13 protein-coding genes and 1 pseudogene are annotated in these 13,380 nt (G+C 58.6%); 3 read left to right on the top strand and 11 right to left on the bottom strand.

Going from position 1 to position 13,380, the window contains the following annotated elements; genetic code table 11:
* Window positions 1-76 precede the first annotated feature (76 nt).
* Both ACZ5BO_RS12505 and ACZ5BO_RS12500 read left to right on the top strand, forming a co-directional pair.
* On the top strand, window positions 77-343 hold the full coding sequence (locus tag ACZ5BO_RS12505) for a hypothetical protein (protein WP_464700087.1): 267 nt from the start codon (window positions 77-79) through the stop codon (window positions 341-343).
* Between the two features lie 76 nt (window positions 344-419).
* Window positions 420-713, top strand: a complete 294-nt coding sequence (locus tag ACZ5BO_RS12500; protein WP_464700085.1) for a hypothetical protein — start codon at window positions 420-422, stop codon at window positions 711-713.
* Window positions 714-1,353: 640 nt separating this feature from the next.
* On the opposite strand, the pseudogene ACZ5BO_RS12495 reads toward ACZ5BO_RS12500, so the two are convergent.
* The 8 genes and pseudogenes from ACZ5BO_RS12495 to ACZ5BO_RS12460 form a co-directional block, all read right to left on the bottom strand.
* Window positions 1,354-1,825, bottom strand: a pseudogene (locus tag ACZ5BO_RS12495) (transposase); the annotation flags it as partial.
* Window positions 1,826-2,089: 264 nt separating this feature from the next.
* The gene (locus tag ACZ5BO_RS12490; RefSeq protein ID WP_464700083.1) at window positions 2,090-3,094 is read right to left on the bottom strand and encodes an Ldh family oxidoreductase; all 1,005 of its coding nucleotides are present in this window, start codon (window positions 3,092-3,094) and stop codon (window positions 2,090-2,092) included.
* A 57-nt stretch (window positions 3,095-3,151) separates the two neighbouring features.
* Window positions 3,152-4,003: an ABC transporter substrate-binding protein gene (locus ACZ5BO_RS12485; protein WP_464700081.1), complete on the bottom strand. Its 852-nt coding sequence runs from the start codon at window positions 4,001-4,003 to the stop codon at window positions 3,152-3,154.
* A 60-nt stretch (window positions 4,004-4,063) separates the two neighbouring features.
* A complete protein-coding gene (locus tag ACZ5BO_RS12480; protein WP_464700079.1) occupies window positions 4,064-4,726 on the bottom strand; it encodes an amino acid ABC transporter permease in 663 nt (220 codons plus the stop codon).
* Complete coding sequence (locus ACZ5BO_RS12475; RefSeq protein ID WP_464700077.1) at window positions 4,723-5,364, bottom strand: amino acid ABC transporter permease; 642 nt, start codon at window positions 5,362-5,364, stop codon at window positions 4,723-4,725. Before ACZ5BO_RS12475 ends, ACZ5BO_RS12480 begins: the two co-directional genes overlap by 4 nt.
* Entirely contained in the window at window positions 5,364-6,173 is an 810-nt protein-coding gene (locus ACZ5BO_RS12470; RefSeq protein WP_464700075.1) for an amino acid ABC transporter ATP-binding protein, read from the bottom strand. Before ACZ5BO_RS12470 ends, ACZ5BO_RS12475 begins: the two co-directional genes overlap by 1 nt.
* 59 nt (window positions 6,174-6,232) lie before the next feature.
* Window positions 6,233-7,540, bottom strand: a complete 1,308-nt coding sequence (locus tag ACZ5BO_RS12465; protein ID WP_464700073.1) for a M24 family metallopeptidase — start codon at window positions 7,538-7,540, stop codon at window positions 6,233-6,235.
* Between the two features lie 134 nt (window positions 7,541-7,674).
* Window positions 7,675-9,711 (bottom strand): oxidoreductase, encoded by a 2,037-nt coding sequence (locus ACZ5BO_RS12460; protein WP_464700071.1) that lies wholly within the window; start codon window positions 9,709-9,711, stop codon window positions 7,675-7,677.
* Window positions 9,712-9,836: 125 nt separating this feature from the next.
* On the opposite strand from ACZ5BO_RS12460, the gene ACZ5BO_RS12455 reads away from it, so the two are divergent.
* On the top strand, window positions 9,837-10,484 hold the full coding sequence (locus ACZ5BO_RS12455) for a TetR/AcrR family transcriptional regulator (RefSeq protein WP_464700069.1): 648 nt from the start codon (window positions 9,837-9,839) through the stop codon (window positions 10,482-10,484).
* 418 nt (window positions 10,485-10,902) lie between these two features.
* Here the strand turns inward: ACZ5BO_RS12455 and ACZ5BO_RS12450 are convergent, their stop codons facing one another.
* The 3 genes from ACZ5BO_RS12450 to sorB form a co-directional block, all read right to left on the bottom strand.
* On the bottom strand, window positions 10,903-11,340 hold the full coding sequence (locus ACZ5BO_RS12450) for a hypothetical protein (protein ID WP_464700067.1): 438 nt from the start codon (window positions 11,338-11,340) through the stop codon (window positions 10,903-10,905).
* A 441-nt stretch (window positions 11,341-11,781) separates the two neighbouring features.
* Window positions 11,782-12,375 carry a C40 family peptidase gene (locus ACZ5BO_RS12445; protein WP_464700065.1) on the bottom strand — a complete coding sequence of 198 codons (594 nt, stop codon included), beginning with the start codon at window positions 12,373-12,375 and terminating at the stop codon, window positions 11,782-11,784.
* Window positions 12,376-12,760: 385 nt separating this feature from the next.
* On the bottom strand, window positions 12,761-13,378 hold the full coding sequence (gene sorB / locus ACZ5BO_RS12440; protein ID WP_464700063.1) for a SorB family sulfite dehydrogenase c-type cytochrome subunit: 618 nt from the start codon (window positions 13,376-13,378) through the stop codon (window positions 12,761-12,763).
* Window positions 13,379-13,380 lie beyond the last annotated feature (2 nt).

Raw genomic sequence — 13,380 nt, 5'->3', positions numbered from 1 at the left:
AATCGGCCCCGTACTCGGGGCCCTCACCTATTTCATCAGCATCCACTACCGCACTCCCCATCACGAGGAGACTTTTATGCTGAACGCATGCTCGCCTCTGACTCAATCACAACTCAGCTACGTCGAAGAGCAGCTATCCAACAACGAAGTGTCCTCGGATCAGGAGTTGATCCAGAGTTTTATCGCCGAAGGTCTCAGTGAGGAGCAGGCAGAATTTGCACTCACCTACCGGCTCAGATACCTGAGCAACATCTACCGACATGATCGCACCCCGATCAGAAGTCCGAAGTCAGTACTCCGGTTCAATCCGCACAGCGGTCTGTTTGAACCTGAGCAAGAGTAACCATCTATCAACCACCCAGCAGGGGCCAAGTCGCCCCGATGGGTGCTTGGCTCCCTCTCTCAGCAAGGAGCCCGCAATGAAAATGGGTACTCGTAAAACCAAGTCTGGAGCGCTGTTCCCTATTGGCGCATTGGTTTTCAGCTATGACGCCGCCGACCAACTGCTGAGAGAAAGCAGCAGCACTGGCAATCTTGCCTACCACTACGACGCCCTCGGGCGACGCATCGCTAAAGCCGTCACGCAAAGCGGCCAGTCCCAGGAAACGAGGTTCCTCCGGCAAGGCCTGCGCCTCATATTGCCGGACATTGATAGCTCCAGATGGAAACACCACTGGCAGCAAAGGAGGATCGGTCATAACTCTGCCGACTAGACCCACGCACGCGCATGTGTGCGCACTATGATGAACAATGACATCATCGTTTGGGCGCTCTTGGTCAGCGCCTTGGCCTACTCGACCGGAGAAAGGTATCACGCCTTGCAAGTCAGACTGAGGCCGATACACAAGGACTTGCCAAAATTGCTGCTCAGTAATTGGCGCGTCTTTTATTCGTACAAGACCTATTTTTATATTCTGATTTTGATACTTATCAAGTATCAACCCACCACAAGCACAACTAAAATCATCTGCGCGTCAAATGAGAAGCACCATTTTTAGCCCCCTGCGCTCCGGGGGGCTTTTTTTTGGTTCTTCACGGATTACCGGGAAAGTTATTCTTGATCTTCATGAAAAAGAACTCACTGCAGCCGGTTGGATTCGTCGAATCACACACGCTCAATCAACTCTCGACCCAATTTAGCCCCCCATGGAAGAGGTCGTAGACCGGGCAGTACAGCTTTGCTAGGAACGCCCCGGTCAATTTGCTGCATGACGGCGGTAAGCAAAAGACCTTCGGTGCGTATCGTTATTTACGCAAATGCGCTTTTTACATCGCGGTTTGAGCAGCTTTTCTGCCTGACGCTTTACCTCAATCACGTCACTCACCCATACCCAGCTGCCGTTTTCGAACCATCTACAGGTTTGACAGAGCGAACATCGTGGTCAGTCGAGCTGTGTTTTTCATCAGCCCACGAAAGCGCACTTTCACATTATCAAACTGGCGCTTGATTACCCGAAACGGATGCTCAACCTTGGCTCGTGCCTGAGCTTTGCAGTACTCAATCTTGGGTTTGGCCTTGTGGAGCACACAGCGTTTACTCAACTTGGAATAGGTAATACGGCGGCGAGCGATTTGACATCACTTGACGATTTTCATGCTTCTCGACACCGGTATATCCGGCGCCTGCATACACTGAAGGCGTGGATAATGGTGTCATCGAAAAGGGTGCCACGGCGCAGCGACAGGCCTTTTCCTACAAATAATCGTTGATGACCACGAAGCGCGTAGGCACGAGCGGATGTAACTCCCGCAAGTACCGGGAGTTTATGATCGTGGTATTTTTCAGGATTGGCGCGCTAAGTGTCAGGAACGCGAACTCGCGCATGGACAGCCCGGATCGGGTGGTCAGGCGAATTTCAGCACATTTGAAAACTAGTTGGGAAATTCCCTAGAGCCATCAGTTCAAACGGCAGTGCCATGGTGGAACAAGGCTGAAACCGAAGACGGCAATATCCGAGCCTTTATTTACCGGGCGTCAAAAACTATTACTCCTGGGGTGATGCAAAACGCTCCTCAACGTTTTGCAATCTTTCCCTGATTTAGCGAATGAAACAGAGTTGGCCAGAGGTCGAACGTCCCGGTCAAAAACCTAGCATCGAGCCTCAAGTCGCTTATACAGACCTATGGGCAAGCTGATCCCCTCTTTCTGCGCCCGGGCCCAGGCCTGCTGCTTGGCCTGCCCCGGAGGGTGGACGCCGAGGGTGGCCAGACGCTGCATTTGCTGCGCCAATCGAGCCTCGAACTGCTCGTCGAGCAGGTGCGGGGCGATGGCGATCACCAACAGCCCCGAGCCCGGCGATTGCGCGCCGCTTCGAAAGTCTGGCGCATCCAGCGACCAGTTAGCCCCAGTGACCCCGCCGGCCAGCACTTCCACCAACAGTGCAATGTTGGCCCCGCGACCGCCGCCAAACGCCAGCAAGGCGCCGTGCATGGCCTCCCGGGCGCTCAGGGTGGCTGCACCCTGGGCATCCACCGCCCAGCCTTCGGGGATTGCCTCCTCGGCCTCGGCTGCCTTGAGGATGTTGACGAAAGCCGTGGCACTACTGGCCTGGTCGATCAGTAACAGACGCCCGTCGCCGCAGGGCGCGGCGAACGCCAAGGGGTTGGTCGAATAGATCGGCTGGCGTTGACCGGCCACGGTCAACAAGGGCGGGCCATTGCAGAAGGCCAGTGCCACCAGCCCTTCGCCACCCAGACGCCGGGTGTAATAACCCAGCTCGCCACAGGTAAAACCGTTGTGCAGGGCAAACAGGCTGATTCCCAGCTGCCTGGCGTTATCGCACAAGGCGTCGAAGGCCTGCTCGAAACCCAATTGCGCGATGCCCTGGCGCGCATCACAACGGATCATCGCCGGCGCCACTTGAGTGACCCGCGGCTTGGCTCGGCCCACAATGCGTCCGCTGGCAAACCCTTGGAGGTAATCGACCAGATGCTCGAAACCCACACTGGCCAGTCCGTGGCCCTGGGCCGATACCGTGGCTTCGGCCAGGGCCTGGGCTACTTCCTGGCTGCTGCCCGCGTCCAGGCAGCAACGTTGGGCAAAAGCCCTGGCCTCTGCCAGCGACAGGCACTTGACCGCTGCATTGTTTGGCATTGATTGCTCCCTGACGCGGCCCCAGAACCACCCGGGCGACCGGCCCCGGGCCATCGGTTATTCCACTAGGCGCGGCGTACCGACGTCGGCGGCTTGTTTATTCAGGCCAAACGAGCCAAGTATCTCGGCAATTTCACCTGACGCATGCAAGGCCTGGATGTTTTCGTTCAGTGCTACGCCTAGCGCGATATTGGCCTTGGTGTGCGGGAAGCCGACCTGCCCCGGCTCCAAGGTGGCTTTAACCCGTGGATCAGGCTCCGAGACCTTGATGCTCTTGCCCTGATACGCCCCCTTCTGCTGCGAAGCCACACCGACGGCGAAACTATCGACGCCCAGCGCAATCCGCTTGGAGGCCAGGTCCTGGGCCATGGCCACCGGGTTGGGGTACAGCACCAGGTTGTCGCCAAAAGCCTTTTTCAAATCGTCGACCCAAAGGTAACCCTGCACCGTGCCGACGCGCTTGCCTTCAAGCTCGGAGATTTTCGAATAACCCTCGCTGGAGATAATCCCCATCATGTCCAGGTACAGCGGCGCGGACAGGCCCAGGGCCTTGCTGCGCTCGGCGGTACGGTACCAGTCACCGATACCGACGTCGGCCCGCCGGGTGATCACTGACTGGATCACCGCCGCCGGATCAACCACCGTCAGCTTGATCTCCAGGCACTCCCTGTCAGCAATACGCTTGATGATTTCGCCATCGACCCCACTCAACTGGTTGCTCGGCCCGGGTATCGAGTAGGGCGGAAAGACCCAGGCCGCCACCGCCAGAACCCCAGGGCTGAGGGTTTCAAACTGGTGGGCCGGCTTGCAGTCCGCCAGGGCAAGGGGAGCACCGACCAGGGCCGAGCCGGCAACCAACATGGAACAAAGGACGGTCCAGCGGGTAACGCGTTTGAATGAGCGGATCATGGCTTCACCTATGCATGGGTTGCGTTAAGAGAACGGCAGCCGAAAGACGGACCGAACGGGTCATGCGTGCTGGCTGGGCGCCAGTTTTTTCTCCAGTGCCGCCACGCCCAAGGTCGCGGGCGCACAGACAGCGGCATACATCAGGCCGGCCAGGGCCAGCACCGGCATGTACTCGAAGGTCGATGAACCGATGGCCGAGGCGCGGCTGACAAGCTCCGGCAGCGCAATGGTGAAACACAGCGACGAAGCCTGGAACATCATGATCGAGAACCCCAGCAACGACGGCAGAGCCACCCGCAGCGCCTGGGGCAAAATGATGAAACGCAGCGCATCGGAGCGATTCAGACCAATCACTTCAGCTGCCTCGTTCTGCCCCTGGGCCACGGCCTCGATACCTCCGCGGATGATCTCGCTGGTGTAGGCCGCGGTGCAGTAAGCCAGCGCCAGGGCCGCCGCCCAGAAGGAACTCAGGGTCAGGCCAGCCGAGGGCAGGCCGAAATAGAAATACTGCAGCAGGATCAACGCAGGCGCGCCGCGCCCCAATTCGACAATCAGCAACGAGGGATAGCGCACAGCCCGGCGGGGCGTCGACACGCCCAGCGCCAGCAGCAACCCCAGGACCACTCCCAGGGCCAGGCTGACGGCGGTGACCTGCATCGACAGCACAAAGCCTTTCCACAGCTCGGGAAACCAGGCCAGCCACATCGTCAGGATCTCATTCATCGGGCAATCCTCTGCTTCAGGGCGGCCGACAACCAGCGTGAAAACAGCGCCACCGGCACGCTGAGAATCAAGTAAACTAGGGCCGCCGCGCTGTACACCTGCAACCCTTGAAAGGTTTGCTGGGACAACTGATAGGCCTGGAAGCTGATGTCGCCGACACCAATGGTCGAGGCCACGGCCGAATCCTTGAGCAGGCCGATGGCATAGGTGGTCGAGGTGGGAATGGCAATACGCATCAGTTGCGGCAGCACCACATCGAAAAAGCGCTGGTACGCCGACAGGTTGAGCACCTGGGCCGCCTCGTACTGGCCCTGGGGAATTACCGCAAAAGCCCCGCGATAGACTTCCGACATATGCGCGGCGGTGATCAGCCCCAGGCCCAGCACCGCGGCAGCGAACGGCGACAAGGCGATGTAGCCGCCTCCGATGCCGAAGAAGATGAAGAACAGCCAGACGATTGGCGGAATCGAACGCAGGGTCAGTACCAACATCGCCGCCAACCAGCGACAGGGCTTGAGCGTCGACATGCGCAAGGCGCAGAGTGGAAAGCCCAGCAGCATTCCGATGCAAAAGGCGCTGAGGGTCACGGCCAGGGTCCAGGGCACACCGCGCAACAGGACCAGCAGAATGTCCGGCATCAGCGATTCCTCACGGCCTGGAGAAACTGAGCCACCCGCGCATGCTGTGGCTCGCGCATCACCTGGGCGCTGGGCCCCTGCTCGATGATCCGCCCTTCGGCCATCACCACCACTCGGTCGGACACCGTCTCGGCAAAGTGCATCTCGTGAGTCACCACCAGCATCGACATGCCCTCGCTCGCCAGTTCCTTCATCACCGCCAGCACTTCCAGGCCCAGCTCGGGGTCGAGGGCCGAGGTCGGCTCATCGAACAGCATCAATTCCGGATCTAGCGCCAGGGCCCGGGCAATGGCGATGCGTTGTTGCTGGCCGCCGGAGCAACGTGCCGGGTAGGCGTTGGCCTTGTCCGCGAGACCTACCCGGTCCAGCAACTGCAAAGAGCGGGCATCCGCTTCCTTAGCGCTGCGGCCCAGGGTGCGGATCTGCGCCAGGCTGACGTTGCGCAGCACCGTAAGGTGCGGAAACAGGTTGAACGACTGGAACACCATGCCGATGCGCCGGCGCAGCTTGAGCAGCTCACTCCTGGGCAGCGGGCGCCCGGCTTCGATGGCCACTCCAGCCATGCTGACCCGGCCCCGGGTAGCGGGCTCCAGCTGGTTGATGCAGCGCAGCAAAGTGCTTTTACCTGAGCCACTGGGGCCGATGATCGCTACCACCTCGCCTTTGGCCATCTCGAAACTCACGTCGTGCAACACCGGGTAGGGGCCGAACTGCTTATGAATCGCCTCCAGGCGCAAGAAGGGTTCGGCGCTAGGCACCGGGCGCGGCGCCAGGGCGGTGGCGCTTTCGATCACGGTCATGCTGCTCATTATTTTTTTCTCCGGACAGGGTAGACGCCATGCCTGCAAAAATCAGGCAACAGCTCCTGTTATCGATCGTCGTCGACTAAGGGGGTACGCGAGAGCTTGATCGCTCCACTTGCGGTAATCAGCACCTGCTCTTCGAGCTTCACGCCTTCATGGCCACCCCGCTCACCGATGTAACTCTCCACCGAGAGCACCATGTTTTCCTCGAAATGGCCGTCATAGCCCCACTCGGCAAAGTCCACCGCGTAGGCGACGCTTGGGTACTCATCGACCAGACCGACGCCGTGCAGCATCATCATGTAACGGTTGTGCTCGAACTGTTTCGGCACCGGCCAGCAGCCCTCGGCAAACTCGCGAAACGACAAACCCGGGCGTAGCAGCTCGAGGTTGAAACTGATTTGCTGCGAGGCGATTTCCAGCAGGTCACGCTGGGCCGCCGTCGGCGCCTTGCCGGGACAGATAAAACTGCGGGAAATGTCCGAGAGGTAGCCCCCTGGCCCGACCATGTCGGTGTCGAAGCAAACCATCTCCCCTGCCGCAATGACCTTGTCCGAGGCGTCCTGGAACCAGGGATTGGTGCGCCGTCCGGAGTTCAGCAAGCGGCTCTCGGCCCACTCCCCGCCCTGGGCGACATTGGTCCCGTGCATGATGCTCCACAGCTGATTTTCGGTGATGCCCGGCGCCAGGCTGGCGCGCATGCGGGCAATCGCCAGGTCGCACACATCCATCGACACGCGGTGGCTGGCAATCTCCTGCACCGACTTGATCAGTCGCGCCTGCTCCATCAACGGCTGAGCATCGAACAGCTGGATGCCCTTGGCCTGGAGTTTTTCAGCGCCCCAGGGGTCGCAACGGTCCACCGCCAGACGCCGATTGCCTGCGCCATACCGGTTCATCAGTTCGGCCACTTCCTGGGCCCAACGCTCGGCTTTCTCCTCGACCCGTGGGCCGGCGAGGAAATACAACCAGGGGATCGCCGAGCGGATTTCATCGATGGTTTCGATGTGCTCGCTGTTGTGCCGGCTGCTGTCAAACTCGAACAGCACCACCGGACCGTCGGTGGCCACAAATACGTAGCGGCTGGGGGAATGCATCACCCACAGGCCGAGGTTATTGGTATCGGTGGCGTAGCGGATATTGATCGGGTCGGCCAGCAACACGCCGGCGTAATCCTGCGCGCGCAGTTGCTGACGAATACGCTCCAGGCGGTACTGGCGCAGCGCCGGCCGATCGATGGCGGCATAGGCCGCCAGCAGGCCGTGATCGACCGGGGCCAGAGCATGGCCGGTGACGCTGGAATCACTGCGATAGTGCAGCGGGCCTGGGGGTACGGCATTGAGCAGCTCGGTGAAATCGGTATCCGTGTGCATGCAACAACCTCCGCTGGGAAGAGTTTGAGGTTTATCAAAACCAGTCAGACCAACGTTCGGGGCAGTAACTTGACGCTAGGGAAACGGATGACGGCTGTCTTTCTTATTGTTCAGGGCACGGCAATAGGCAGTCGCTAGAGGTCCTTGACCAGGCGCAGGGCGTCGTAGATCGCCGCATGGGTATTACGCGATGACACTGCATCACCGATTCGGAACAATTGGAAACGCCCCTGAGGGTTGGTCACCAGGTTTTGCGCGTTACCGGCAATCAGCTCCATGTACTCCACGGCGCCTTCATTGGTGGCCTGGGGCTGGAGCTCAAAATACAGCTCGTCCAGGGGGCGGGTGCCATGGTTGACCACAATCTGGTCCACCAGCCGGGTCTTCTCCAGGTCGCTGTAATCGCTGCCAATGGTCGCCAGCAGCTGCTCGCCCTTACGCTCCACGGCCTTGAGCCGATAGGTGACGGTAAAGATGGTATCCAGCCGTTGCAGTGAGCGCATATACGGCACCAGATTCATGCCCATGACCTCCGGCGCGAACGAGCGGTCGGGCGTCATGATCTCGGTCCTGGCTCCGCTGCGGGCAATGAATTCGGCGGCCTGCAAACCCGCGTGATCACCGGCATCGTCATACACCAGCACGTTGCGTCCGGGCTTCACATCGCCGGAAATGATGTCCCAGCTCGACACCAGCCACTGGTTGCCTTGTTGCAGGACTTCGGTGTGCGGCAGCCCGCCGGTGGCGACGATCACCACGTCGGGGTTTTCATCGAGGACCATCGCCGCATCGGCCCAGGTGTTGAAGCGAAACTTCACGCCCAGGCGCTCGCACTGCGCCATGCGCCAATCGATGATGCTGATCATCTCTTTGCGCCGCTCGGACTGCGCGGTCAGGCGCACCTGCCCGCCGGGCTGATCGGCCACCTCCAGCACCAGCACCTCATGCCCCCGTTCGCCGGCCACCCGCGCCGCCTCCAGACCGCCGGGACCGGCGCCGATGATCAGGACCTTGCGCTTGCGCGCGGCCCTGGGCACCTCATGGGGCATGCTGGTTTCACGGCCGGTGGCGGCGTTGTGGATACAGTAGGCGGAGCCGGCGTTGTAGATCCGGTCCAGGCAATAGTTGGCACCGACACAGGGACGGATTTCGTCTTCACGGCCTTCGATGATCTTGCGCACGATATGCGGGTCGGTCATGTGCGCGCGGGTCATGCCCACCATGTCCACCAGGCCCGAGGCAATCGCGTGGCGGGCGGTGGCGACGTCCGGAATCTTCGCCGCGTGGAAAGTCGGGAAGCCGGTCAGGGCGCGGATCTCCCCGGCGAAGTCCAGGTGCGGCGCGTTGCGCATGCCCTGGATTGGAATGATGTCGGTCAGCCCGGCATCGGTGGCGATATTGCCGCGAATCACGTTGAGAAAGTCGACCATGCCGCTGTCTTTCAGCAACTGCGAAATGTGCAGCCCCTCCTCCTTCTCAAGGCCGCCTGCCAGTACCTCGTCGCCGGTGTAGCGAATGCCGACGATAAATTCCGGGCCCACCCGCTGGCGGATCGCGCTCAGCACCTCGAAGGTAAAACGCAGGCGGTTGTGCAGCGAACCGCCGTAGGCGCCCTCCAGCTCGTTGGTCAGCGGCGACCAGAACTGGTCCATCAAGTGGCCGTAGGCTTGCAGTTCGATGCCATCCAGGCCAGCAGCCTGCATGCGTTCGGCGGCGTCGGCGTAATCGCGAATGATGCGTTCGATGTCCCAGATTTCCAGCTTCTTGGGAAAGGCCCGGTGGGCTGGCTCCTGGTTATGCGAAGGCGACACCACCGGCAACCAGTCGCCTTTATCCCAGCGAGTGCGTCGTCCCAAATGGGTGAGCTGGATCATCACCGCCGCACCATGCTCGTGGCATTCGTCGGTGAGGTCTTTCATCCAGCCGACCACTTCGTCCTTGTACGCCAGGATATTGTTGAATACCGGCGGGCTGTCACGAGAGATCGCCGCCGAGCCTGCGGTCATGGTCATGGCCACTCCAGCTTTGGCGCGCTCGACGTGGTAGGCCCGGTACAATTTCTTCGGCATGCCCTCTTCGGGGTACGCCGGCTCGTGGGAGGTGGTGATAATGCGATTGCGAAGTGTCAGGTGCTTGAGGCTATAAGGCTGAAGAAGCGGATCGTTATTCATATCGGTCTCGCATACTGGTCATCAGGCAAGGCAGACGATAGACCTCCATGTACACAAGTGTCAATGACATTGACACTTGTGTACATTCACCTCACCAATGTCAAACTGACAAGGAAAAAACGCCCATGAAAGCAACCAGCAACAGTGTGGAAGCAGCCGGCCGCGGCTCTCTGGAGAGCTGGCTCAACGCGGCCTATGAGAGCCTCAAGGAATCGGGAGTGGATGCGGTGCGGGTGATGCCGCTGGCGAAGAAACTCAACCTCTCGCGAACCAGTTTCTACTGGTATTTCCAGGACCGCGAAGCCCTGCTCGAAGCCCTGGTGAATCTGTGGAAGAACAAGAACACCTTGAGCCTGGTGAAACAGTCCGAGGCCTATGCCGAATCCATCACCGAGGCGATTCTCAACGTCTTCGATTGCTGGCTGAACAGCGAGTTGTTCGATTCGCAATTCGAGTTCGCCATGCGCAGCTGGGCCCTGCAATCACCCGAGGTGGCGCAGGAAATCCGCCAGGCCGATGCCCAGCGCGTGCAGGCCCTGGCGCAGATGTTCGACCGTTTCGGTTTCGCCCACGATGCCGCCGTCACCCGCGCGCGCTCGATCTACCTGACGCAGATCGGCTATATCAGCATGAACACTCAGGAACCGATGGCGCAGCGCATGCGCTACGTTCCCGAATACTTGAAGATCTTCACTGGCGTCGACCCCCTGCCCCGGGAGCTGGAGCGCTTCTTTCAGCGCAACGGCTTTTCATTGGCCGAGCTGTCGAGATGAGCCCCCACCGGGTTGCAGACCTACTCCGTACCGCAACTTTTGCACCAGGCTCTTCGCCAAGGACCAGCAAGGATTGCAAGAGGATGGGGCTAGGGTAAGCACCAGACCGCCGCATAGCCGTAGGCATTGCCTTGGGACGCTGATTGAACCTTCTGAATCGCTCCGCCAAGCGAAGCGTTCCTCGCACTTGCACCACATAACGCCGGGTCCGGAATTAGTTGACCGCAACACGCTGAAGACAACAGCCTTGGGCGCTAGACGCCGCACCAAAATCGCAATGTTCTTCGCTGGCGTCGTTGCGCCCGCCGGTGCACTGAAAGGCAAACTCAGGGAGCTATATAATTTTTCGGCCGGGAAAGTCGCTAGAGATGCCGATCAGCACTTGAGTGATATCAGCGTCAATCTGAAGTCTGTGTTTTCAGAACTGGGCAGGGATAACGACCGTTTTGGCAACCGCAGAGGAAAAATCGTCAAGTACTCCGAGAGACACTTGCAGAAAAGCCTGTCGCGCCCTGAAAACAGCGGAGTCGGATTCTGCTCGGAACGAATTTTTCCTGTCGATGAGTTTGAACCCTAGATGTGCAACTGCCAGTTGAGCATCCAGTTCAGCCTGGGCCAGGGCCTCTCGATCAGCGCCTGCAACACAGGCTTCTCTATCGAGGATCAGCTCACTGCTGTATCTGCGCGCAATGGCTTTCTGGAGAACTTTGACTACCTGTATGGCTACCGCGAGACACAGGCATACTGAATGGGCTTTGCTGACGGCTACCACATCATCGATGAGGAGCATCCACTCTTTTGGCCAGGGAAAAAGCAGATCGGCAATTGGGCAAAAATGATCCAGGAGTCTCAACATCTCGCCTGCATCAGGGACGTATTCTGATATCAACCTGCTCTCGCCCTCAAGGCCTGAGTCCTTGCCCACTGAAAGAAGAGAGGCGCTTTTAACCGCCTTCAATAGTTTCGGAAAGTGTAAACAATTGCACCACAACGCAAAAAGGACCCAAAGGTCCTTTTTGCGATCGCTGCAGAATTCATTCGAACTCTACAGCGCTATGTTTGGAGCGGGAAACGAGACTCGCATCTGGCGTTCGACCCATTGAAATCTAAGGGGTTTCTTTCATTCCTGAAGCAGGAATGGGCCTGGTTCTGGACTTGCTCTTGTCAGGTATCAAGAGCCTTGGAAAGGAGTTCCAAGCGACGTCTATTGAATACCAGATCTGGCGGTCACATCGACCCCAAACCAATTGAAGCATTCACCCTAATCCACACCGCTCAGCAAAAAAGACGATCGAACTCAGGTAGACGAATTTACATCGAATCGGCGGGCATCAAAGTAGCGATGCTTCCAGTAGCGATTGTCGAGTGAATCAATACGGATTTTCGTGCCTGTGCGCGGAGCATGAACGAATCGATTTTCACCTATGTACAGTCCCACATGATCAACACGACCATTCCTCTTGTTGTCAAAGAACACGGCGTCTCCAGGTTGGAGTTCATGCCGAGAGACAGGTAAATAGTCGTTATCTATCATTGAGGTCGTAGTGCGGGGTATTTCTATACCCGCCTCACTGCGAAACAGGTACACCAGTAATCCACTGCAATCAAAACCTTTGGCTTCGGACATGCCCCCCCATTTGTAGGGTGTGCCGATCAGCTCGTGTGCGCGTCGAATTATTCGTTTACGGGTATCCGCGTTGCTGGCTTGCGTGTTGGTCGGCTTCGCGTCAAAAGCGGTTACAACTTTGTCCCTATAGGGCAAGTATCGCAACGAGGGCTGTGAGTCGAGTCGAACCTGCGTCGAATCAGCCAGGGCGCCGCTATTGAATACGCGATCATTTAATGACAACCAGGCGGGAGGGCCTAGCTCATCTGCTCGACTATCGAGCACAATTGAGCCCAGTACGAGAATGGACGCTACTGATACAGGGAGATACACCTTCTTACCACTCGGGAAAATGAATTAAGAGCGATAGGTTAGAGAAGCTCCGACTGCTTGAATTTAGGAACAATCAGTAATTTTTAGAAAAGTACTCAGTCACGAACGATGCTTTCGTCACAACGTGAAGGCTGCACAGCACGGACATCTACCAGATGACCTGGCGGCCTTCATGCTCCGGAGTTTCTCCACTGCGATACAACCAACATTCGCACAAGCTACGTCTTCGACGCCGCGCAGCAACGATCGACCTGCGTAACATCGTCAACTTCAGAGGTTGCCCAGGAATCCCCATCGAAAGGATATGCTGCAAAAGCCCCTCGATCGCAAAAGCTGACTACTGCTCGAGGACGAAGTCCGCCAGCTGTTTCAACTCCTCCGGTTTCAACTGTGGGAATGGAGGCATCGGAATTTCCCCCCAGCGTCCCACTCCGCCCAAGCCGATGTGTGCGACCAGTTTCGCAACAGCCTGAACATCGCCTTTGTAGCGTTTAGCTACATCACGATACGCCGGCCCGACCACCTTGTGATCGATCGCATGACACGCTAAACAGGTGTTTTGCTCCAGCAACTGCTTAACGTCGGCGACGGGGGCCGCAATCGTCTGCACGGCTGTTGTGACGGGTGGGGCACCGCTTGAGTACGTCGCAGCCAGGTATTCACCGATTACACTCACATCGCTGTCAGTGAGCGGTGCGCCATAGCTGTCTTTCATCTTGCGGACCAGCCCGGTCCACCGTTGCTGGTTGAAACCGGGGGGTTGATACTCGATGTAATCGGCCGAGTGACAGATACCGCATTTCTGTTGGGCCATGGCATAGCCCGGTAAATCGGAGGGCCTCAGAAAAATGGACTCCGCCGGCAACGTTATCGTCAGTGGTGCTGCCTGCGCCGCTGGCACAATCATGTAAAACGCCAGAAGCAGGGCTATGAGTTTTGTCCAGACATGGCGCATTG

Source organism: Pseudomonas sp. FFPRI_1, assembly GCF_055384485.1.
Note: the sequence above shows the minus strand (reverse complement) of the source record. Positions and strands in the feature narration are given on the sequence as shown.